The sequence below is a fragment of the Schaalia radingae genome, from assembly GCF_900106055.1.
Classification (GTDB): domain Bacteria; phylum Actinomycetota; class Actinomycetes; order Actinomycetales; family Actinomycetaceae; genus Pauljensenia; species Pauljensenia radingae_A.
This window is the reverse complement of sequence record NZ_LT629792.1, coordinates 149,565-171,742: the sequence shown is the minus strand read 5'-3', so window position 1 is coordinate 171,742 and position 22,178 is coordinate 149,565. Positions and strand designations below refer to the sequence as shown.

27 protein-coding genes and 1 tRNA gene are annotated in these 22,178 nt (G+C 59.3%); 25 read left to right on the top strand and 3 right to left on the bottom strand.

The genetic code is table 11. The features are described from left to right. Positions 1–61 precede the first annotated feature (61 nt). From BLT69_RS00745 to BLT69_RS00635, 24 genes are all read left to right on the top strand, one after another. Positions 62–1,399: a terminase large subunit domain-containing protein gene (locus BLT69_RS00745; protein WP_257590350.1), complete on the top strand. Its 1,338-nt coding sequence runs from the start codon at positions 62–64 to the stop codon at positions 1,397–1,399. After that, positions 1,396–2,808 carry a phage portal protein gene (locus tag BLT69_RS00740; RefSeq protein ID WP_092648104.1) on the top strand — a complete coding sequence of 471 codons (1,413 nt, stop codon included), beginning with the start codon at positions 1,396–1,398 and terminating at the stop codon, positions 2,806–2,808. Before BLT69_RS00745 ends, BLT69_RS00740 begins: the two co-directional genes overlap by 4 nt. Positions 2,809–2,814: 6 nt before the next feature. Further along, the gene (locus BLT69_RS10750; protein WP_157886270.1) at positions 2,815–4,050 is read left to right on the top strand and encodes a VG15 protein; all 1,236 of its coding nucleotides are present in this window, start codon (positions 2,815–2,817) and stop codon (positions 4,048–4,050) included. Between the two features lie 15 nt (positions 4,051–4,065). After that, complete coding sequence (locus BLT69_RS00730) at positions 4,066–4,329, top strand: hypothetical protein (protein ID WP_058236116.1); 264 nt, start codon at positions 4,066–4,068, stop codon at positions 4,327–4,329. A gap of 154 nt (positions 4,330–4,483) precedes the next feature. Beyond that, a complete protein-coding gene (locus BLT69_RS00725; protein WP_092648103.1) occupies positions 4,484–4,942 on the top strand; it encodes a hypothetical protein in 459 nt (152 codons plus the stop codon). A 20-nt stretch (positions 4,943–4,962) separates the two neighbouring features. Further along, positions 4,963–5,898, top strand: a complete 936-nt coding sequence (locus BLT69_RS00720) for a phage major capsid protein (protein ID WP_092648102.1) — start codon at positions 4,963–4,965, stop codon at positions 5,896–5,898. Continuing rightward, entirely contained in the window at positions 5,885–6,025 is a 141-nt protein-coding gene (locus BLT69_RS10745) for a DUF7302 family protein (protein ID WP_157886269.1), read from the top strand. The genes BLT69_RS00720 and BLT69_RS10745 overlap by 14 nt, the downstream gene beginning before the upstream one ends. A 2-nt stretch (positions 6,026–6,027) precedes the next feature. Then, on the top strand, positions 6,028–6,420 hold the full coding sequence (locus BLT69_RS00715; protein WP_092648101.1) for a Gp19/Gp15/Gp42 family protein: 393 nt from the start codon (positions 6,028–6,030) through the stop codon (positions 6,418–6,420). Then, positions 6,410–6,736, top strand: a complete 327-nt coding sequence (locus BLT69_RS00710) for a hypothetical protein (RefSeq protein ID WP_092648100.1) — start codon at positions 6,410–6,412, stop codon at positions 6,734–6,736. The genes BLT69_RS00715 and BLT69_RS00710 overlap by 11 nt, the downstream gene beginning before the upstream one ends. Then, positions 6,726–6,980 (top strand): hypothetical protein, encoded by a 255-nt coding sequence (locus BLT69_RS00705; protein ID WP_092648099.1) that lies wholly within the window; start codon positions 6,726–6,728, stop codon positions 6,978–6,980. Before BLT69_RS00710 ends, BLT69_RS00705 begins: the two co-directional genes overlap by 11 nt. Before the next feature lies 1 nt (position 6,981). Then, positions 6,982–7,371 carry a phage tail termination protein gene (locus BLT69_RS00700; RefSeq protein WP_092648098.1) on the top strand — a complete coding sequence of 130 codons (390 nt, stop codon included), beginning with the start codon at positions 6,982–6,984 and terminating at the stop codon, positions 7,369–7,371. Between the two features lie 50 nt (positions 7,372–7,421). After that, positions 7,422–8,042, top strand: a complete 621-nt coding sequence (locus tag BLT69_RS00695; RefSeq protein WP_157886268.1) for a hypothetical protein — start codon at positions 7,422–7,424, stop codon at positions 8,040–8,042. 120 nt (positions 8,043–8,162) lie between these two features. After that, on the top strand, positions 8,163–8,540 hold the full coding sequence (locus BLT69_RS00690) for a hypothetical protein (RefSeq protein WP_092648096.1): 378 nt from the start codon (positions 8,163–8,165) through the stop codon (positions 8,538–8,540). An 80-nt stretch (positions 8,541–8,620) separates the two neighbouring features. After that, the gene (locus BLT69_RS00685) at positions 8,621–8,911 is read left to right on the top strand and encodes a hypothetical protein (protein WP_157886267.1); all 291 of its coding nucleotides are present in this window, start codon (positions 8,621–8,623) and stop codon (positions 8,909–8,911) included. A gap of 10 nt (positions 8,912–8,921) precedes the next feature. After that, positions 8,922–12,413, top strand: a complete 3,492-nt coding sequence (locus tag BLT69_RS11170) for a tape measure protein (RefSeq protein ID WP_092648094.1) — start codon at positions 8,922–8,924, stop codon at positions 12,411–12,413. A gap of 6 nt (positions 12,414–12,419) precedes the next feature. Beyond that, complete coding sequence (locus BLT69_RS00675; RefSeq protein ID WP_092648093.1) at positions 12,420–14,651, top strand: fibronectin type III domain-containing protein; 2,232 nt, start codon at positions 12,420–12,422, stop codon at positions 14,649–14,651. Positions 14,652–14,710: 59 nt separating this feature from the next. Continuing rightward, a complete protein-coding gene (locus BLT69_RS00670) occupies positions 14,711–15,694 on the top strand; it encodes a hypothetical protein (RefSeq protein ID WP_162272385.1) in 984 nt (327 codons plus the stop codon). Continuing rightward, on the top strand, positions 15,691–16,065 hold the full coding sequence (locus BLT69_RS00665; RefSeq protein WP_092648091.1) for a hypothetical protein: 375 nt from the start codon (positions 15,691–15,693) through the stop codon (positions 16,063–16,065). The genes BLT69_RS00670 and BLT69_RS00665 overlap by 4 nt, the downstream gene beginning before the upstream one ends. 9 nt (positions 16,066–16,074) lie before the next feature. Next, positions 16,075–16,470: a hypothetical protein gene (locus BLT69_RS00660; RefSeq protein ID WP_092648090.1), complete on the top strand. Its 396-nt coding sequence runs from the start codon at positions 16,075–16,077 to the stop codon at positions 16,468–16,470. A 14-nt stretch (positions 16,471–16,484) separates the two neighbouring features. Further along, positions 16,485–16,853, top strand: a complete 369-nt coding sequence (locus BLT69_RS00655; RefSeq protein ID WP_092648089.1) for a hypothetical protein — start codon at positions 16,485–16,487, stop codon at positions 16,851–16,853. 36 nt (positions 16,854–16,889) lie between these two features. Then, positions 16,890–17,177: a hypothetical protein gene (locus BLT69_RS00650; RefSeq protein ID WP_157886265.1), complete on the top strand. Its 288-nt coding sequence runs from the start codon at positions 16,890–16,892 to the stop codon at positions 17,175–17,177. 197 nt (positions 17,178–17,374) lie between these two features. After that, on the top strand, positions 17,375–18,232 hold the full coding sequence (locus BLT69_RS00645) for a CHAP domain-containing protein (RefSeq protein WP_092648087.1): 858 nt from the start codon (positions 17,375–17,377) through the stop codon (positions 18,230–18,232). Between the two features lie 5 nt (positions 18,233–18,237). Then, positions 18,238–18,618, top strand: coding sequence for a hypothetical protein (locus tag BLT69_RS00640; protein WP_092648086.1), 381 nt, complete (start codon positions 18,238–18,240; stop codon positions 18,616–18,618). A gap of 26 nt (positions 18,619–18,644) precedes the next feature. Beyond that, entirely contained in the window at positions 18,645–19,130 is a 486-nt protein-coding gene (locus BLT69_RS00635) for a hypothetical protein (RefSeq protein WP_157886264.1), read from the top strand. A gap of 105 nt (positions 19,131–19,235) precedes the next feature. Here the strand turns inward: BLT69_RS00635 and BLT69_RS00630 are convergent, their stop codons facing one another. The 3 genes from BLT69_RS00630 to tadA all read right to left on the bottom strand — a co-directional run bounded on the left by BLT69_RS00630 (position 19,236) and on the right by tadA (position 21,398). After that, entirely contained in the window at positions 19,236–20,321 is a 1,086-nt protein-coding gene (locus BLT69_RS00630; RefSeq protein ID WP_162272384.1) for a tyrosine-type recombinase/integrase, read from the bottom strand. Positions 20,322–20,560: 239 nt separating this feature from the next. After that, a tRNA-Ser gene (locus BLT69_RS10740) sits at positions 20,561–20,646 on the bottom strand. A 98-nt stretch (positions 20,647–20,744) separates the two neighbouring features. Continuing rightward, the gene (gene tadA, locus BLT69_RS00625; RefSeq protein ID WP_257590349.1) at positions 20,745–21,398 is read right to left on the bottom strand and encodes a tRNA adenosine(34) deaminase TadA; all 654 of its coding nucleotides are present in this window, start codon (positions 21,396–21,398) and stop codon (positions 20,745–20,747) included. A gap of 84 nt (positions 21,399–21,482) precedes the next feature. Here tadA and upp point away from each other — a divergent pair, with 84 nt between their 5' ends. Continuing rightward, positions 21,483–22,121, top strand: coding sequence for a uracil phosphoribosyltransferase (gene upp, locus BLT69_RS00620; RefSeq protein ID WP_070728044.1), 639 nt, complete (start codon positions 21,483–21,485; stop codon positions 22,119–22,121). The last annotated feature ends 57 nt before the right edge of the window (positions 22,122–22,178 follow it).

The window sequence follows — 22,178 nt, the reverse complement described above, 5'->3', positions numbered from 1 at the left end:
GCAGTGCGACAGGCTGGGTGTCACGTTTGATACGTGGCAGGACGGTTTGGGCAGTTTGATTTTGGCGAAGCGTCGTGGCGGCTTGTATGCGGCTGGCGTGGGCGGCGTCGTCATGAGCATCCCAAGGCAGACCGGCAAGACGTACACGGTTGGGTGGATAGCGTTCGCGCTGTGCATGTTGCAGGCTGGTTTGACAGTGATTTGGACGGCGCACAGGACGAGGACGGCGAATGAGACGTTCCAGTCGATGCGCTCAATGAGCCGCAAACCCAAAGTGGCCGCATATGTGAGCGCGGTGCGTGCGACGAACGGCGAACAGGCCGTCCTGTTCAAGAACGGATCACGAATCCTGTTCGGAGCTAGGGAATCTGGGTTCGGTCGAGGCTTCGCGAAGGTCGACATGCTAGTGCTTGACGAGGCGCAAATCCTGACCGAGAACGCCATGAGCGACATGGTTCCGGCGACGAACGCGGCACCAAACGGGCTCGTACTGCTGATGGGAACCCCGCCCAGGCCGAAGGATCCGGGTGAAGTGTTCGAGGCCAGGCGCGCCGACGCGCTAGGCGGTGACAAGGACACGCTGTATGTGGAGTTCGGCGCGGACGATGGGACTGACCCCGCGTTGTGGCAGGGCAGCAAACTGGATTGGGATCAGATAGCGAAAGCCAACCCGTCTTTCCCGCACCGCACGAGCAAAACAGCTGTCCTGCGCATGAAGAAACTGCTCGGGTCGGTGGATAATTTCCGGCGTGAAGCTCTCGGACTGTGGGACGGTAAAAACGTCCAGACTGCGATCAACGCAGGCCGGTGGGGTGAACTGGAAATACCAGTGGACGCTGTCCCGCCTGGTTTGAAGTGGTGCGCGGCCGTCAGGTTCAGTATCGACGGCGCAACGGTGGGCGTCGCCAGGGCTGGCAGGGAGCGCGGCAGGTCGCAGCAGGTCCACGTCGAGCTGGCTACCCGCCAGGGCGTGCGCACCATGGGCGACGGCGTGCAGTGGATCGTGGACTACCTGCTGGAGTACCAGGACAGGTGGGCACAGATCGTGGTCGACGGGAAGAGCGGCGCGGCAGACCTCATCGACCGCCTCAGGGCGAACGGCATCCCATCCCGCGTGATTTGGACACCAACCGTGAACGACGTGATCAGCGCGCATTCGATGATGGACGCGGCAATCAAAGACGGCACCATCACGCACCTGAAAGACGACGAACTAACCAGCGAGGTGAACGTGATCGTGCGCAGGAAGATCGGCAACGCGGGCGGCTTCGGGTGGGCCGCGCCAGAAGGCTCGACGGCTGCAGGAATGGACGCGGTCACGCTGGCGCATTGGGCAGCCAGAACCACCAGACGCAGGCCGAAAGCAGTGACAGGCGGGAAAGGAGTGATCATCCTATGAGCGCACCGGTGTTTGAGGAACTAACAGGCAGCGAGCAAGCCATGCTCACCGCCATGTGGAACCAGATCCAGGCAAAAGCCTTCAAGAATGACCTCCTCGACGCTTATTATGACGGACACCGCGCATTCCAAGACCTCGGGATCAGCATCCCTCCGCAAATGCAGCAGGTCCGCGTCGCCCTGGGCTGGCCACAAAAAGCCGTCAGCATGCTCGCACGCAAACACAAATTCGAAGGCTACACACTCGATGGCTCCCTGGACCCGTTCGACCTGGGCGAAACACTGGAGCGCTCAGCGTTCACGTCCGAGCTCGCAATGGGAATCAGCGCAGCCTACAAGCAGGCATGTTCTTTCCTCACCGTGCTGCCTGGTGACACGCAGGCGGGCGAGCCTGAGGTAATGGTGCAGGCACGCTCAGCCAGGTGGACGACCGGCATTTTCGACACCAGGACGCGCGTGTTGCGCGCCGCGCTCGCCGTGACAAGTACGCGCAGCGAGCCAACAGACGTGAAGTATGTTTTCACTTCGGTTCCTACCGGGTTTGTCCTGTATTTCCCTGATTCGATTGTGCAGGCCTCTCGTGACAGTGGCGTGTGGCGCATGGCGCGGATGGCGAACAGGACGGGCCGCGTGCTGGTGGAGCCGCTGGTGTATGACCCGCAGCTTGGCCGCAGGTTTGGCCGGTCTCGTATTACTCGCGAAGTACGCTACCTGACCGACGCTGCGATCCGCACGCTGGTTCGCACGGAAACGAGCGCGGAATTCTTCTCCAGCCCGCAAAGGTGGGCGGTTGGCACTGACCCTGACGCGTTCGAGGGCGTGGACCGGTGGACAGCCACAATGGGCCGCATCCTAAACCTCACACTGAACGAGGAAGGCAGCGCTCCGACTGTTGGCCAGTTCCCGCAGATGAGCATGGACCCGCACCTGAGCATGTACAGGCAGCTCGCGCAGAACATGTGCGCGGCTGTGAACCTGCCGATGAGCAGCGTAGGTATTTTCGGAGATAACCCAGCGTCGGCTGAAGCCATGCAAGCCGCCGAATACTCCCTGTCAGACGAGGCGGAGTACCAGTGGGGCATTTTCCGCCCGGCCTTGCGCAGAGTCGCTGAAGACATCGTGATGGTGCGTGACAACCTGGACGTTCCGCCTGCGGATTCGTGGAAACTGGACGTGAACTGGACCCCCGCCAGGTACGTGTCCCCGCAGGCCGCATCCGATTTCATTGTGAAGATCGCGCAGGCTATTCCTGACGTGGCTGGCACGACCGTGGGAATGCGCAGGGCAGGGTTCACGAGCACGGAAATCAAGCAGATGAAAGCCGAGCTGACACGCAGCGCGGCCGGAGGCGTGCTCGACCGTCTCGCCAAGCTTCCAGACGAGGCAGAACCTGAAGCATCCGAGGGGTGACGAGCAGTGGCGACACGCGAAAACCTGTCCGGCTACTCGAAGCAGACACGCAAAATCGTTCGCCTGGCACAACGCGACCTCAGGAGATTCTTCGCGCTGCTCGATCTGACGCAGCCCGCGGTGGTGCGTGACGCGCTGCTGGAATTTCTTCCCCAGCTGGCCGCTACCTATGGGGATATTGCGGCTGTTGCTGCTGCCGAGTGGTATGAGAATCTGCGCAGCAAAGTCGCAGGCCTCCCGCCCTACGAGACCGTGCTCAGTAGTGGCGTGAAGCGCGAGGCGATCGTGGAGACCGTGCGGTGGGCTGCCGGCGGCCTGTGGGGCGATGACCCCGGGCAGGTGCGGCGCGTACTGGAGGGGTGCGTGCAAGCCTGGGTCAAATACTCCGGCCGCGACACTGTGGCCAGGAACGTTGAGTTTGACCCGGCCAAGCCGCGTTACGCCAGGGTTCCTCGCGGCGCGCACACGTGCGCATGGTGCGCAATGCTCGCCTCCAGAGGCTTCGTGTACCGCACGAAAGAGACAGCCGGCTTCGTCGAAGGCACCTTCCACAATGACTGCGACTGCGAGATCGTCCCATCGTTTGAAGCCACAAGCGCTCACATCACCGGCTACGACCCGGACACGCTGTATGCGCAGTACAAGGCGGCGCGGATAATTGCTGAGGATGAGGGACTTGATCCCAATAACGCAAACCATGTTGTTATGGTTATGAGGCATAAATTCCAGAATACTTTTAAAGACAGCATTGAAACGCGTCGCTCTGGCAAAGAGCGTCCGGCTAAAGCAATTAAGGGTGCATCGAAAGATGGCACCATGCAAGTTTCTCAGATGGTCGAGCTTCGACGCAGGGCTCGATCGCGACTTGATGACATGGCGATTCCTGAAACCCCTCGTCACAGGCTCCCTCCCGCAGTACCTACAGAGCCGCCTGACGATTGGCCCGAAGATCTCCCATTGCTGCGGGCTAAAGAATGGAATCATATCCTCTACGGTGACCTTAATAATCAGGGCGGACACGAGTACGGGTATGGATGGCTCAACGATAAAACGGAATTTCCGGAGGATTGGACTGAAAACGAAATAGCTCAAGCAATCCGAGCCGTTTTACGTAAAGGACAATTAAGCGAGGGAAAACGAAATCTGTATGTAGGCACTTGGAACGGGGAAACTATATATGTTGCATTTTCTGTAAAGAAAGGCATCACGCGCGTAACTACCGCCTACAGAGGGTTGGAATAATGGTAGATTAGCGTTATGGACGATTTTGCCAAACTTGCGTCAGGGCTTTTTGCTCTGGTTGACTCTGTCAGAGGCCAAAATGACCCTGATTCAAGAGAGCTTCAGGCATTGTATGAGGTTGATGGCTCAGCAGCATGTCAGGCAGCTTCAGATGTCCTGTGCAACCATGATACGAAGTTGTCAGATGAGCTGTATGAACTATTTAAGAAGTTTGGCGGCCCACGAGACTACTTGGAAGAAGAGTTTCTGGAGCTTCAAGAGATTTACTTCCGCAAGTAGGTAAGAAGCGAACCTTTCGCCCATTTTGCCCCGCATTGGTCTTTGCCATGCGGGGTTTTGTTATGCCCCCTTGTGGCGCTCCGTAAACAGCCCGGAGAACATTGGCTGGACCAACAAGGCTGACGAGCCATAAACGGGAAGAAAGGAACAGACCATGTCTGATTCAACCGCAAGCATCAACACTGGTGCCAACGGGGCAGAAAACACAGGCGGATTCAAGCCGGTCACCAGTCAGGAAGACCTCGACCGGATCATTGAAAACCGCCTGGTGAGAGAACGCAAGAAATTCGCTGACTACGACCAGCTCAAAGAGCAGGCAGGCAAGCTGAGCGGCCTGCAGGCCAAGCTTGAAGAGGCTGAAGCTAAGGTCAGTGAGTTCAAGGAGCGTGACCAGATCGAACAGTGGAAACATGACGTCGCGAAAGAAACCGGGGTCCCGGAAAGCGTGCTGCGTGGTTCCACGCTCGACGACATTAAGGCTCACGCACAGTCTCTCAAAGAAGTCATCTCTAGTCGCCCTGTCGCGCCAGTCGTGCGAGGCCAAGGCGACCAACCCAGTTCTTCAATTTCTAACGGTCAGCGGCTCGTGCGCGAACTGTTTGGCCGCGACTAAAAATCAGGAAGGAGCCAGTCATGGCTGTTTTTTCTACAACCGACGCTAAAGTCTTGATGCCTCGCGAAATCGCTGACGGCATGGTGAAGGAGGCTCGCTCGACCAGCCTCGTCGCACAACTGTCCACCCGCTCCCCCATGCGTTTCGGCTCGCAGGACGTCATCGTTTTCAACGACTTCCCCAAAGCCGAGTTCGTGGAAGAGGGCGCGGAGAAGAATTCGACTGGTGGCGGGTTCACATCTGTGAGCGTGGCACCGCACAAGGCGCAGGTCACCCTGCGATTCAACGAAGAGGTCCAGTGGGCTGATGAGGACTATCAGCTGGGTGTGATCAGCGAGCTGGCTGACGCTGGTCAGGTCGCACTGTCCAGGGCGCTCGACCTTGGCATTTTCCACCGCATCAACCCCTTGACCGGTAACGCTGTCTCCTCGTGGAACAACTACATCACGGCGACCACGAAGAAAGTCGAGGCTGACAAGGCTGATGCGGATGATGATTTCCGCGCTGCTGCAGGTCTTCTCATCAACGCTGCTCCCTCGTGGGGCGTGAATGGCGTGGCAATGGACCCCAAGTTCGCGTGGAAGCTCGCCAGCCTCAAGGTGAAAGACGGCACGGGCGAGACCTCTCAGTTGCGTTACCCGCAGCTCGGATTCGGAACCAACGTCACAAGCTTCATGGGCGTGAATGTCGCCCAGGGCAACACGGTTTCCGGTGTGCCTGAAGCTAAGGACACTAAGGTTCGCGCGATTCTCGGTGACTTCCAGAACGGTATCCGTTGGGGTGTGCAGCGTGAGCTGCCGATCGAGCTGATCCGCTTCGGTGACCCGGACGGTCAGGGTGACCTGAAGCGCAGGAACCAGATCGCTCTGCGTCTGGAGATCGTGTACGGCTGGTACGCGTTCACCGAGCGTTTCGCGATTGTCGCGGAAAAGGCCGGTTCCGGTGAGACTGCGTGATCGCGTGACCGGCGTGCTGGTGGACGTGGACGAGGAGACGGCAAAAACTCTGGGCAGTGATTTCGTGCCGGAGAAACCGGCTCCCGCCCGCAAAACGGCGGCACGCCGAGCGAAGAAAGAGGGATAAGCATGGAGGAGCAGGGCGAAGAAGCGTTCGCAACGGTCGCTGATCTGGAGGCGCGGTGGCGTGGCCTGTCCGAACAGGAGCAAGCACGAGCCAAGGTCCTGCTCCTCGATGCCGCCGACCTGATCCGCACCACCACCAGACGGTGGCGTGAGCTGCCTGAGTCCACGCTGAAACGCGTTTCCTGCCAGGTTGTGCGCCGAGCAATGGGCAGCGACAGCATTCCCGGCGGGGTCTCCTCCATGAGCACGACCGACGGGCCGTTCACGCAGCAATTCTCTTACGCGAATCCGCAGGGCGACCTGTACCTGACGAAAACCGAGCGCAAGAGTCTCGGAGTCGGTGTCGGACGGGCGTTCGAGGTGGACCTGCTGGCAGGTGATCGCAATGATGGATGACTGGAAAGTCCCCGTCACGCTCATCCGCACCACCAGTGGTGGCGTGGACGAGTACGGTGACCCGCTTCCAGGCTCGCCAGAGCGTGTGGAGCTTCCGCCCGCCCTGTTCGCTCCAGGCAGGACGAGTGAGCCGGTCAATCCGGGCGAAAAACCGGTGATCAGCTTGCCGTCCCTGTACTGGCGGGGCGAGCACCCGCGCGTGACAGCCCGCGACCTCATTGAAGTGATGGGCCGTCAGTACCGGGTGGAGGGCGCGCCCCAGTGGTGGCCGTCCGGCATGGTCGTGTCCCTGAAAGGCGTGGATGATGGCTCGTAGAGTGCGATTCTTTTCGCGTCACGACGCGATCAGTCAACTACTCACGGGGAGTCAGACGCGCCGCCTGGTGGAGGCGAAAGCCAATCAGATCAGGGATGCTGCCGGTAGCGAGTTCGACGTGAGGGTGCGTACTGGCGAGCGTGTGCGCGCGTACGTGGTGGCTGGACACCCGAAAGCGCGCGCACGTCAAGCCAAACATCACCTGCTCGAGCGGGCTATCGGCAGCCAGGCGAGAGGAGGCTAAATTGTCCGGTTTTGTGAGCGTGGACGCGAAGCTCATTGTGATGAGCCTGCTGAAGCGCCTCCTAGACGGTGTGCAGGTCGTGTCCACCAGGCCTGACGGTGCCGGTAAGCCCGCGCGGTTCGTGCGCGTCATCTCAACTGGCGGTGGTGGTAGGTATGGTCGTGTCCTGCAGGAATCGCAGGTCACTGTGGACTCCTATGCGGAGAGTACGGCGCGCGCCATGCGATTGGCGCTCACTGTGAATGACGTGATGGAGTCTCTGCCTACTGTGACCAGCCCGGTCGTGAGCGTGCATGGTACTACGCCTGCTGAGTTTCCTGACCCTGACACCGCCCAAGCGCGGTGCACGGCAACGTATCAGATCACAATCAAGACAACCCCCGCCACCTGACAGGTCGCGGGGCTTTCATTTTCAATAATTCATAGGAAAGGGTGTTCACGATGGCTGAACTCAACGCAGATTTCGCGCACATGTTCGGATCCGACAATGACGCGCTGTATCTCGCAAAATACACGAAAGAACTGGCCGACAAGCTCGACAAGCTCACCACGCTGACCGACAAGGCGCCAGACGGCCTCGTCGACTGCGGGTGGATCAGTGATGAGGGCATGGAGCTCGGATTCGATGACTCCACTGATGACCTGAAGGGGTACCAAGGCCACGGCGTGGTCAAGACGTTCATGTCTGATTCCACGACGTCTTTCACTGCCGCACTACTGGAGTCCAAGCTCCAGACGGTCGTCACGTATCTGGATGGTGAGGTCGAAAAGGCCGGTAGCGGTGGTGCCGTACGTATCAAGGCGAAGTCCTCCAGGCAGGTGAAGGACCTGTGCGGCATGGTCGATCTTTATGACACGTCTAACGAGGAAATTCATTTCCGTTATGTGTTCCCGCATTTGACGCTGGGTGAGCGCGAGGGGCTGGCGTTCAAGAATGGTGATATCAGCGCGTATAACTACACACTGAAGGTGCTGGGGAATTATTACCTGATTTCTAACGCTCCAGAAATGCTGGAGGGCGCGTCTGCTGCCCCGGCTTCGTCTGGTGCGGAAAGCCACTAATTCGGGTAGTGGCTGTGGTGCGCTAGGTCGTGCCGGGGTGGCGTCCTTGTCCTTCCGCCCCCTGGCACGACCCGCACCATTTAACTCAATTTTCTTTGCGGAAGAATAGGAAATCTTTCTATGGCTAAGCAAGCATCACCAGCTCGTCAGGCGCAACGCTCACGCCAGCGCACACAGGCAAAAGCCCGTGAAGCAGCCAAGCGTGAAACCAGCGTCGTGAAAGACACTGAAAACAAGAAGATCACGGTTACCTGCCGTGGTATCACCGTTGATTTGACACAGGATCTCTTTGACGATTTTGAAGTCCTGGACGCGTTGAACTCAGATAACCCATTCCCGCTGATACACGCTATCTGGCCTGACCCCGCAGAGCGCGCGGCAGCGTTGGAGCCGTTGCGTGGCAAGAATGGAAAAATCACGATGGAAGCCGTTGTCACGTGGCTCGGTGGCGTGATTGAAGCGGTTGATGGGGGAAAATCCTCGGGTTCGTCCGACTGACGGGCGAATACTGGGAGCCACTAGAAGCCAGCTTCCAAGCCGAATACGGCATCAATCTGACTGATATTTTCACTGGCAGATTGTCGCTGCGTAGGGCTGCCGTGCTGGCTGCGAACCTGCCGCCCGGCTGCGCGCTCATGCGTGCGATGGGCGGCCCCGCGTCAGTCAGCGATGAGACAAACGCTGTTTTCCTCGCAGCAAACCGCCTGGTTTCAATCCTCTGGACAGGACTAGGTGGCAATAAGAACAAGGTTCCGCGCCCGCTGGAGCCACCTGAAGCCGGGTGGCAGGACAAACAGGCGGAACGGGAAGAACATGCTGCGCGTAAGGCTGCTAGGTGGATGAGCAGGCAGCACAACATAAGCGAATAGTGGAGGAAGAATGGCAGCCGCATCGGGGTATCAGCTAGGCACAGCGTGGATTCAAATCGCCCCATCCCTGAAAGGATTCCATAAAGAGGTCTCCCGACAGATGGGTGACCTCGGTGCGGGGAAAGCGTCGAACAAGGCGTCCGGCGTGATTACCGGCGCACTAGGTGGCGCTTTTAAGACCGTGACCAAGGTCGGGGCGGGCGCGCTGGGAGGATTGGGTGCTGCTGTCACTGGTCTGGCTGCTACTGGTGGTATTTCTCGCGCGTTGGCGATTGAGGACGCGCGAGCGAAGCTCTCAGGCATCGGCATGGACGCTGAAGGCGTCGACAAGGTCATGCAAAACGCCCTGAATAGTGTGAAGGGCACGGCCTACGGTTTGGGTGATGCGGCGACTGTGGCCGCGTCCCTGTCTGCATCTGGCGTGCAGGCCGGATCCGATCTCGAGGGCGCGTTGAAGACAGTGGCCGACACGGCGCAGATCTCTGGCCGGTCGCTCACTGACGTGGGCGCGATTTTCGGGTCAGTCGCTGCGCGCGGAAAACTCCAAGGCGACGACCTCCTCCAGCTCACGTCATCTGGCGTGCCAGTCCTCGCCATGCTCGGAAAACACCTGGGCAAGACCAGTGAAGAAATCTCCACAATGGTCAGCAAAGGCCAGATCGATTTCGGCACATTTAATGCTGCAATGCAGGAGGGGATCGGCGGTGCCGCCCTCAAGGCCGGTGACACTTTCAAGGGCGCATGGTCGAACATCAAAGCCGCGTTGGGCAGGTTGGGCGAGGGTGCGGCCACCCCAGTCTTAAACGCGCTGCGTGATTCTTTCAATAAGCTGATCCCAGCAGTTGACGCGGTGGCCACGCAGGCTGGGCCCTTGTTTGAGCAGTTCGGCACGATCGTCGGTGATACTGCTAGCAGGATTACGAGCCTGATCACTGGGATTATTGACGGTTCGTCTAATGTGGACTGGTCGTGGGTCACCGCCCTGAAAGATGGCGTGGTGGATCTGGCGCAAGGCGGTTTCGCCGTCCTCAAGCCAGTGATCAGTGAAGCGTGGAACGTACTCCAAACGCTCGTCCCGGTTGTCGGCCGTGTACTGGGGAAGATCATGAGCCTGTCCGGCGCGGTCATGCGAAACAAAACGGCGATGAGTATTCTCGCTGGCGTGGCTGGCACCCTGGCTGGTGCGATCGGCGGGCTGAAGCTGGGTCGTGCGATCGGAGAATTCTACAAGCTGCAAAAAGCTGTCATGCTGGCGCGCCTCGCAAAAATAAAAGACACGGCTCAGACAGTGATCCTGAACTCCATGTACGCGGGCAGCTGGGTCAAGCAGCACGCCCTGGCTTTTGCTGATCTTGCTAGGAAAATGGCTGTTGCGACTGCGACGAAAGTCAAGGATATCGCGGTTTTGGCTGCTCAGAAGGGCGCGATGGTCGCGTCTACTGTCGCGACAAAGGGCGCGGCCATCGCTCAACGCGCCCTGAACCTCGCAATGAAGGCCAACCCGATCGGCTTGGTAATTACAGCTATTACGGCTTTGATTGGCGCTTTGGTGTGGTTTTTCACGCAGACCGAGGTTGGGAAGAAGGCGTGGGCGGCTATCACGAAAGCTTTCCAAGATTTTATTGCGTGGATCGGCCCAGCGTGGCAATCCTTGTGGGACGGGATCAGCGGGGTGTGGACGGCTTTCACCACGTGGATTAGTGACACGTGGAACGCTTTCACCGCGTGGCTCGGCGAGGCGTGGAATAGTTTCTGGACGGGGATCTCCAATTTCTTTAGCGGCCTGTGGGAGGGCATTAAGACCGTGTTTTTCACGGTGTGGGAGTTCATTAAAACCCTCGTCGTAGGCTATTGGACGTTCATTTTCACTACAGCGCAAACCATTTGGAATGGGCTCGTCTCCTTCTTCACCACCCTATGGGATGGGGTGAAACTCGTTTTCTCCACAGTGTGGCAGTGGATTGTTGATCTTGTGACTGGTGTGTGGAACGGGATCGTGGAAACGGCAACCGCGATTTGGAACGGGCTAGCAGGCTTTTTCACCGCCTTGTGGGAGGGCATTAAGACTGCTGCGAAAGCCGCGTGGGACTATTTTTCTACCGGCTTGTCTATCGTGTGGAACGCGATCATTGACACTGGTAAAAACCTGTGGAATGGGTTCCTCACGTTCTTTAAGAACCTGTGGGAAGGCCTCAAAACAGCTGCTAGCACAGCTGCAAACTGGGTGAAAGACAAGGTCACTGGAGCGTTCAATTCTCTTAAAGATGGTGCCATTAAGGCTTTCCAATTCATGAAAGACGGGATCGGGAAAGTCTGGGACTCCCTTAAGGAGATTGCTGCAAAACCAGTACGTTTCGTCGTGAACACCGTTTACAACGATGGGCTGCGGTCCCTCGTTAACAGTGTGGCAGACAAACTCTCACTGCCCGCTTCCTTGCGTCTTCCGCAGATCCGCCTCGGTTTTGCTGGCGGTGGCGTGTTGCCGGGGTACGCGCCGGGGCGTGATACTGTGCCCGCCTTGCTGTCAAAAGGTGAGGCGGTGCTCGTACCTGAATTGGTGCGGGCTATCGGGCCACGTAACATTCTGGCAGCAAACTACGCATATTCTGGTCGCCGCCCGGGTGGCGGAGCGCGGTTTGCTGGCGGCGGCATCGTCGGCTGGTTTAAGGACAAGGCAGCGGGTGTCATGGATTTCTTATCTGACCCGCTTGGAGCCGTAGCTGACTTGATTACCGCGCCGGTGAGGAAACTGCTGAGTGGAGTAGGGGACTCGTTTTTCGCTAAAGCGGGTGCGGGTGCGGTTGAGAAGCTTCTTGGCGCTATCCCAGCGTTTTTCAAGGGGCAGTCAGAAAAGATCACGCCTCCGGGTGGGGCTGGGCTTGTCAGCGCTGCTATGCGGGCTGTGCGAGCCGGTATCCCGTACGTGTGGGGCGGTTCCACGACGGCTGGTTTGGATTGCTCGGGCCTTGTGTATTGGGCTGCTCAACAGCTTGGGCTCGGCTGGCCGCGTTTAACAGCGGCGGGCTACCAGTCTGGATCACGGATGGGTGGGGCTCCAGCTCCGGGCAGACTCCTGTTTTGGGGTAATCCAGCTTGGCACGTTGCTATTGCTGCTGGTAACGGGATGATGATCGAAGAGCCAAGACCCGGCTTATCTGCACGATTCACCTCAATTTGGGGGAACCCGTCTGTGGGCACGTATGGCGGTGGCGGTGGCCAGAGGTCGTTGACGAGCAGGGCCATGGGGTGGGCCGAAAACCTCTTGCATACCTATGATTCAGGGGGTCTGCTCATGCCAGGGCTGACCGTGGCGATGAACGGGACCGGCAAGCCCGAGACAATCCGCACTTTTGAGCAGGAGAAGGCACTGCAGAATAGGCGTGGTGACACGTTTAACGTGAATGTGAGTTTCCACGCTGATGACCTGCGCAGGTATGCGGATGTGGCTGACTTTTTTGATCGTGGGCTTCGGCCTGCGGTGCGTGACGCGATAGGAGTCTAATAGCTGATGGGTATCACGTGGGGTGGGTCGTCCGGGTATTTGCAGCTGGGTATTGACACGTGGATGAGTCCGGGGAGCGTTGGGCCTAGGACTCAGAGCGTGACGATCACGGTCGCGTACTATATTCGGGCGACTGGGTACGGGCATAATTTCAACGGTACGCTGCGCATGGGTGGGCGTATCGGCGGAACGGCGGATTATTCGTTTTATTCTGCGTGGAATTCGTGGGATCAAAAAGAGATTGCTCGCCGGTCTGTCACCGTGTCGACTCAACTGTACGCGCAGAGCGTGACTTTTAGCGCATCGACTGGTCCCGTGTGGAATGGTGGGACGCCGTCGGTGTCTCGTACGGTGAGTATTGGTAGGCGTGGGTATGAGCCTCCGCACCCTCCGCGTAACCCGCTGGCCGCGTGGCAGAGCGATGGGCTGACGCGCGTGACGTGGGAGCCGAACTACACGGGTGCGGACGGCCTGTATCCATGGAGCACCGTACAGGTCAAGCGTTACACGGGGAGCCTGAAACAGTGGGACCTCGTGGCGTCGCTACCGTGGAGTGCTACCTCGTGGGACGACGTGAACCCCCCTCGCGGTGAGCACACTGAGTATTCGGTGCACGCGGTGAACGAGGCTGGGTCGGCGTTTGACTGGGCTGGGTCGGTGAACACGCGGCCCCTGCCACCCACTAGTGTGCGTGCGGTGAAAACCGGTGACGATATTACGGTCTCGTGGGAACCCGTGGAGCGCTCCGACGGGTACTATGTGCGGTTCCATGTCTACGATAATGGGTCGCGCGTGGCCACGGTTGACGGTGGGACGCGGTCGTGGACACACTCGGCTCCGTCTAAAACGGTGGCTCACTCGTATCGGGTGAGCGCTGAGACTGTGAACGCCGTGCGTAACACCGTGTCGGCGGGGCTCACTTTGGAGTCTGAGAAGTCCTCGTCGTCAAACACTGTTCAACTGCTGGCGCGCCCGTACGCGCCTCAGAACCTGTCGCCTAATGGTGCTGCCGTCCCCGTGGAAGACGGTAAAACCGTGCTGTCATGGGATCACAATCCTGCGGATTCGTCTACTCAGCAGTCGTATCAGGTGCGCTACCGTACGGGTGGTGGGTCGTGGACTACTGTGTCGGGTGGGCGTGTCGCGCGCCAGTCTCATACCCTGTCCTCGCTGCGTGTGGGTCGCGTGGAGTGGCAGGTCCGCACGTGGGGCTCATACTATCCGCAGCAGGAAACGGGCGCGTCGCCGTGGAGTAGTGTCGCGTCTTTTAGCGTGGTGAACCGGCCCGTCGTCAGTATTAGTAGTCCTGCGGGCGGGAAGTACGAGAAGTCGCGTCTTGCGGTCGAGTGGTCGTACCTGCAAGAGCAGGGGTCACGCCAGTCCGGTGCTCGCGTCACTATCACGGATGTGACTGCTGGGCGCGTGGTGGAGACCAGCACGGTGTCCAGCGACGCTACGCGGTATGTGGTGCGTGAGAGCGTGCTTGACGGCCACGAGTACGAGATCAGTGTCGTGGCTCGGTCCGGTGATGGTGTCGAGTCCACCCCAGCCGTGCAGCGTGTCAATGTCGAGTATGCGAAGCCTGAAAAGCCCGTGGTGTCTACGCTGTGGGATGATCACACTGGTGCGATGAGCGTGCAGATCATGAACCCCACCGGGGGCACGGCTCCGAGCGTCGTAAGTAACCGTGTGGAACGCTCCGCTGATGGTGGGGCGACGTGGGAGCTGGTGGCTGATGGGCTACCCGTGCAGGCCACTGTGACAGACCCTGAAGCACTATCAAATGGTGAAACCCTGTATAGGGTGACTGCGACGAGTAGTCTGCCGTCGTCTAGCGTGGTGCGTGTGACAGCTACTGCTAGTAGTCCTGCTATGTGGGTGGGTGCTGGCGTGGGGTTCACGGACACGATCCGACTCCCCTACGACCCCGAGGTCAGTTTCTCGCCTGAGATGCCGGGGCGGGAGACTTACCGTTTTGCGGGGCGCATGATGCGGGTCATGGTCGACGGGACTGGTGTTGATCGTAAATGGCAGGTGTCCTCAAGGCTTATACCTGATAGCGAGTGTGCTGACGTGAGTGACGTGGACAGGGTGGCTCTTACCGCTGGCCCGGTGTGCTACAGGAATCCTGACGGCATCAGGTTTTACGCGGCTATGGGAAGCCCGAGCATGAAGCGCGGTACGGGTGGGAAATACTGGGACGCAAGATTTGAGCTGGTGGAGGTCGAACGGTCGTGAGCGCGTGGACCACACACAGGCAAGCCTCGTTTCGTGTGGATTTGCTGACAAGGCGTGACATGCTGCGCGGTAGGCTGCGCGGCGTGACCGGCGGGAACATCGAGTTCACTTCCACAACCAGACTGCGCGGGTCGGGTCAACTGAACATGGTTGACCGTGGTCAACAGGTTGACTGGCTATCTGATCGTGTGCGTATCACCTATGAGCTGGCGTCCGGCGAGGTGCTTCCGCTGGGCGTGTGGCTGCTCGCTGCTCCGACCATGAGCATGAGCGTAAGCGGCGCGTCAAGACAAGTCGACCTGCTCTCAAAATTGACGGTTTTGGATGAGGATTGTGTGGAGCGGGCGTATAGTCTGCCTGAAAAAACACTCGTGACCAGCGTAGTAGAGCAGCTGATCCGGGGTGCTGGTGAGGATAGGGTCGCTATCACGCATAGTGTGGAGCGGACTCGTGGTGTGCTCGTGTGGGACGCTGGGACGCCGAAACTCACCATCATCAACGACCTACTACAGAGCATTAATTACTGGAGCCTGTGGGTTGATGGGTTGGGGCAGTTCCGCGTGGAGCCATATGTGAAGCCTGCGCAAAGGCCGGCGGCGTGGCGGTTCACGGAAGGCGACGCTAGTATTCACCTGCCTGCGTGGCAGCGTGACCAAGACCTCGCTGGCGTACCCAATAAGGTCGTGCTCGTGGGGCAGGCTGAGGGTGATAAGCCCGCGCTGACCGCGTCGGCGTTGAATGAAGACCCCAAGAGTCGGTTTTCTTATGAGGCACGGGGCCGGTGGGTGACCCACGTGGAGACGGGTGTTGAGGCGACGGGGCAGCAGGTTTTAGACGATTTAGCGAACCGGCGTTTGATCGACCGGTCCACGCCCGCCGCGAGTATTGAGTTCCAACACCTGCCCGTGCCCTTGCAGCCGAACGACTTGGTTGAGTTTTCGTCGCAGGGAGTGGTGGCGCGCGCTGTCGTCCAAAAATGGGGGATGAGTTTGGATGCGTCGGCTTTGGCGAAGACGACGATTCGCGAGGTGGTGGACCTGTGATTGGCTTGGACTATCTGGTAGATACGATCGCCAAATTGTCGAAGCGCGTGGATCTTGTGCCCTCATTCCAGTGGGGTACAGTCACGAGCGCGTCGCCTGTGCGCGTACGCTTGGACGGCATGAGCGAGCCTTTGGCTGGGCCTGTGGACGCGCTGGTGGCCCCGCCCGAGGGTAAGCGCGTGCTGGTGATGGTGTGGAACAGGCGTGCGATCATCATGGGCGCGTGGGGTGGCGCGGCCACGTCAACATGGGTAAAGCACGGGTCGAACGCTTTCGTGCGGCGTCCTGACGCTCCCATGGTGTGGTGGTGCGGAAGCGTGAGGCCTGAGTATATGCAGCCTCAGGATATTTGGTATGAGCCCGGAAAATAGGAGACGCTGATGAGTAAAATGCCGGTCATCCACGCTGTGCCACCCATTCAGACCAGCGCGCCGCTATCTGACAATGGTCTCAAATCCGCCAACAAGCTTATTAAAATTGGGAGTCTTGTTGTCACGGAGTCGCTGATTTTCAGGCCTACGCGCGGGAACTGGCTGCTGGACCCGGGTGTAGGGTGGATTGGGCTCGGGTATTTAATCCCCGCGGGGTATAGGCCGAGTGGGCCCGTGTATACGCCTGTGACCATCATGGCTGGGAATTCGATCGCGGCTACGGCGAATCTTTTTATTGATACTACGGGTGAGGTGAAGATTCGCGTGGCCGGGCGTGTCACGCTGATTAATGACGCGTTTTCGGGTCTTTTGACAGGCCCGATGGTGTGGACCGCCAACGAGTAAGGAGAACTCAAGGAATGAGCATTACCCCCCAGCCGATTATTCACGCTGTGCCGGCGCATAGCATGATCACCCCGAGCCTGACCGCGGGGTGGAAAGCCGACCAGTCGTTCGGCGGATTCAGGATCTACACGATCGGCCCGCACGTGATGTTTCAGGGCGTACTCCGGCTCACCACCGGGCAGTGGGACGGTAAAAGCATCAGCCTGATCTGCACTCTGCCCGAATCCGTGCGCCCGAGGACAGATTTGGTTTTCCCATCAGCAGCGCACAAGTCGGAAGTATACGTGCGGGCGAACGGGAATCTGGAGATCCACGGCGGGAACAGCGTGTGGACGAGGTGGGACTACGTGCCACTGAACATGATCCAATACTGGACCAACTAGAACACGAGGGAGGGGCTCGGGGTGGATTTTGATGGTATGCCAAGCGAAAAACTAGACAGCCTGCAAGAAGCAGTGGAGCGCGAGCAGGAGCGCCGGCACGTGCGTAGCGTGGCTGAGCGTCAAGCGGCGAGGCTCGCTGCTGACTACGTGCGTGCGGGTGGGCTTTTCGACGCGCTGATCAACGCAATGTGCGAAGGCCTAGAGCAAGCGGCCGTGGAGCGTGCGGAGCGTGAGCGCGTGGAGAAGGAGGCGCTCAGCGGGGTTGCCCCACCAAGCCCCAGCGCGGGCACGGGGCTCGCGCGTTTTGAGGGCGCGGAGCATTAGTAGAAAAAAACTTTTTTGGCGGGGCGTGATTCGTGTCCCGCTTTTTGTGTGCGCGGAAACGCCAGGGAGACGGAGGGGGTCTTTGATGCCAGGAACAGAAAACAACGAGGGGCGCGTGGAGTTTGAGGCGCTTTTAAGGCATGGGGATACGGGCGCGGGGTCGCCCGCGGATACGGCTGAGATTGTGGAGGTGGAATATGGCGACGGGGAATGATGTCCTCAGAATCGCTGCTGGTGAGCTGGGGTACTCGCGGTGGGATGATCCAGCTGAGGGATCAAAATACGGGCGTGACTACGCGACGCGGCACGGCGCGTATTTCGCGGCGAGTGGCGTGCCGTATTGTGACATGTTTGTGACATGGTGCCTCAGGCGAGCCGGGATCACGGGTTTTGATAGTGCGTACGTGCCCGGGCGCGTCAACACGGCGCGCGCTCATGGGTGGCTTGTCCTACGTGAGGACGCGCAACCCGGTGATCTCGTGTGCTTCGACTGGGATGATGATGGGGAAGCCGATCATATCGGCATTGTGGAAGTGAAGTATGTGTGGTCGTATCAGACGATTGAGGGTAATACGTCCACGGGGTCGTATGGGTCGCAGTCTAACGGTGGTGTGGTCGCGCGCCGCGTGAGGTCGTTTGACACTGTGTGTGCGGTGATTCGCCCGCCATATAGTGCGCCCGCTCGTAGCGTCGTACCGGAGGGCACGCTCGCGGTTGATGGTGAGTGGGGCAAAGCGACCACTAGGGCGTTGCAGCGGATTAACGGGACTCCCGTGGACGGAATTGTCAGCTCACAGTATGCGCCGAACCGCGTTTTCCTGCCTGCGGCTGACTGGGACGGCAGCGGCTGGCAGTGGGAAGGCGACACAGCGGAAGGCTCTCAGCTCATAGCCTGCATGCAGCGGGCGTTTGGTGTGAAGTCTGACGGTATCACGGGCATGGACACGGTGCGAGCTATGCAGCGCTACTACCACGTGAGCGTAGACGGGTACATGGGTGTGGAAACTGTGCGCGCCTTGCAGCGCGCGGTTAACCAGCAGAACGCAAGAAGGTGACCGCTATGGATTTTTTGAGCGCTTTACAGCTGAATTTGAATATCGACCCGCTCGTGTGGTCAATCATCGTAGGCGTCATCTGGCCCCCCGTCCAAGCCATCATAGATAAACCATGGTGGACGGCTAAACGTCGCCAGTTGATCGTGATCGTCGCTGCTGTGCTGCTCGCCGTGGGCGTGTGGTGGGCAGGAGCCTACCCCCTGTCGTGGCAGCTCATCTGCACGCAAGCCGGTATCATCCTCGGGTATGCGACGGCAGCGTTCCACATTTTGAAGCGCCTCGGCGTGTTGGACTGGCTCGGCATCATTACACCCGGCGGCGAAACACGCGACGGGCAACAAGCAAGGTACAAGCCCAAGCACCTAGCTGATGGAGAACGCGTATGAGCAGTACTGAAGTCCCAGAAACAGTGATGGCCGTGCTCAACGCCCCCGAAATCGTGGCTGCGATCACCGCCCTAGCCTGCACCCTGCTAGGTGGGATCACTGTGATCGTGAAGCTCCTGACGAAAAAATTTGAGGAAAAACTCGCAAGAATCGCAAAAACTGCTGACGCGACACACGACCAAGTCGCGAATAATCACGATTTGAATCTTCGGGATGATTTGGATCGGATTAGTGGGATGATGGGCGAAATCCGAGAAAAACTAGAAGAGCAAGATCGGCATATGCGTGAGGATCAGCATGAGCAGGCTGAGCGTGATAGGCAAAGCGAGGAACGTATTTTAGAGATCCGTAAGGACCTGCGTAGCGCGTCGGAGAACGCGGTGAGGGATCGTGAACTGCTGCACCAACGGGTGAACGACACGCGCAGTGAGGTGCGTGACTTGTCGACGGAGACGAAACGCCGTTTTGGTGAGGTGGATGAGACGATCAGGCGACTACACCCCGAGCAGTGAGCAAGTTTTTTGTGCGGTTTGGCCCCGCGCTGAGCGCCCTATTGTGGGTGTTTCAGCGCGGGGCCATCTTTTTTTATGGCCGGCGCATATACGGGATAGGTCACACTATTTGAGGTTGTTTGCCATCCGACCCACCGCACTAGCCACCCGCTCAAAATCCGACAGCTGATATTTCAGCACCGTCTCGATCTGTGAGTGCCCAGGCAAATCCATCAATTCCTTGAGCGAGGCGCCCGCCCGCCCCAAATTTGTCAAGCACGTGTGCTTCAAATCGTATAATTCCGCGCGCTCAAGCCCGATACTGTCCAGCGCGCGGCGCGCGCGCCGGCTCACATGCTTATCGCTCGCGGGCTGCGACACGTCGCCCGGGGCGTGAAAAACCCACTCGTCGCGTTCCGCCCGCTCCACGATAGGCCTCACATACTCCACGAGCTGGTGGCACATGGGTGCCCATCGGCCGCGGCGGGTTTTCGTCGGGCCCTCCACCACCTCCCCGCTCTCACTACGCTGCATGCCCGACCCGTACCACACGCGTGCGTGCTCGAAATCAAAATCCCGACCCCTAAGCGCTCGCGCTTCAGACGGCCTGCACGCCGTGTAGTACAGGAGCGCGGCTATTCCCGCGTATGATGGCATGTCTGAGGCTTCCAGCGCCCCGATCAGATTCAAAAACTCGCTGTGTGTGAAATAGTACTGCTCGCGCTGATTATCACCGGGGCGCGTGCTCCCCGCTCCACGCACACGACACGGTGACACCGGTATAAGCCTGTCCTCCACGGCGCTTCGCATCATCGACGACATCGCCCGGTAAACATTCGCCCGCGTAGACGCTGATTTTCCGGGTGCCACGCTCGCATACCACTCGCGTATGTCCTCCTCCGATAGGCTAGCGACCGTCCTATCTCCCAGCGCTGGCAGCACGTAATGGCGGACGCATGATTTGTAGGTGCGGATGGTATTTGCGGAGACCCTGCCGTCGGCCTGCATGCTGCGCCACCTGTCAAGCCACTGCGCGGCGTAGTCTCGCACGGTAATAGTCGCACTCGCGGCGGATTCTTCTTGCTGCGCTTTCTCGCGCGGGGATAGGTAGGTGCCGTCTAGGAGTTCCTCCTTCATGCGCCACGCGCGGGTGCGGGCTTTCGCGGCGGTGAGGAAACCGCCCTCGATATATTTTTTGCCGTGATGCTGCACGACGGCTTTGTATCGTACTCCGCCTTTTATGGGGTATTTGATGACTGTGCCTACTCCGCCGCGCGCCATAATCCCTGCCCTGCTTCCTCTCATGTGGGTTCTGCTCAGGTTCTGCTCAGGTTCTCATCATAGGCGAATACCGGCGTTTGTAGGCGTGTGTCGGCTTAACGCGGGTCGGCGCGAAACCGCGGTATTCCAACGAAAAACCCCAGCATCACAAGGATTACTGGGGCCTGCCGCGGTAGCGCTGGGATTCGAACCCAGGGTGGCTTATCACCACACAGCATTTCGAGTGCTGCACCTTCGGCCGCTCGGACACGCTACCTCGGCCAGTCAGATTACACGAAATCCGTCGACCAACGCTACTTCAGCAGCGATCTGGCGGCTAACCGTGGCCAAAAACACGTTGCCGGGTGCCCGTCGTCAGGATCGTTTGCGACCTCGCAGGCGCACTCCTTTCGGGAGCAGATTCTCACCAGGCGATGCGGGCGGCACTGTCGTATCAGGGCCGTTCGGCGTCTTCCTCGTTGATGATGAGCGGGAGGCCGGCGGGAGTGCGGCAGCGGCGGCCGAGTGTGACGTGACTCGTGGGGAGCGACCTTCATGAAGCGCATCTGAGCGCTTCTCGAAGAAGAATCCTTTGAGCTGGACTTCCACTTCCTGGCGCAGAACTCCGCCGATCACTTCCACTGTGTGGTTCAGACGAGCGTCACGCACGACGTCGCGGAGCGAACCGGCAGCTCCGGCCTTGTCGTCCCACGCGCCGAATACCAGGCGGTCGACGCGCGAGTTGACCACCGCTCCGGCGCACATCGTGCAAGGCTCGAGGGTCACAACCAGGGTGCATCCCGCAAGGTTCCATGTGCCCATCGCGAGGCCGGCCTGACGCAGCGCCACAATTTCAGCGTGAGCACTGGGATCGTGGGTCGTTTCCCGCTGGTTCCAGCCTGACCCTATGACCGTGCCGTGCGGGTCCAGGACCACCGCTCCGACAGGGACATCGCCCGCTTCGCGGGCACGGTTCGCCAGAAACAGTGCGCGTCCCATCGCCTGGGACCATGATTCGTCGACCGTCACGAGGTAAGCCTACCGCGCCAGCGGAGAAGGACAACAGTAACGACTCGATCGCCTCAGGCATGTCCGGCGCGGTACGCTTGAACCATGCACCTACATGTCGCTGATCATCCGCTGATTGACCACAAGCTCACTGTTCTTCGAGACAGCCGCACTCCGTCGGCAACATTCCGCCAGCTCGTTGACGAACTCGTCACCCTGCTGGCCTACGAGGCAACACGTCACGTTGCCGTGAAAGATATCGAAATTGAGACTCCCGTGTGTCCCACCGTTGGGGCACGACTGTCCGATCCACGTCCGATTGTCGTTCCCGTCCTACGTGCAGGCCTCGGAATGCTCGACGGGATGACTCGCCTGCTGCCCACCGCCGAGGTTGGGTTCCTGGGTATGAAGCGTGACGAGGATACGCTTCAGGTTGAAACCTATGCGAATCGGCTGCCGGACGACCTGTCGGGCCGTCAGTGCTTTATTCTGGATCCCATGCTCGCCACCGGCCACACGATGGTAGCCGCGACGAACTACCTGCTGGAACGCGGCGCCCGTGATGTGACGTGCGTATGCATTCTGGGGGCGCCGGAAGGCATTCATGAGGTGGAAAAAGCCGTGGGTGATCGCGCTGATGTCACCGTTGTACTCGCCGCCGTTGATGAGGGCTTGAACGAGAAGTCCTACATCGTACCCGGCCTGGGCGATGCCGGCGACCGCCTGTACGGCATCATCGACTAAGGAAAATGTACTGATGGGGGCGGCACACTTCCGTTCGCGAAGTGCGCCGCCCCCATC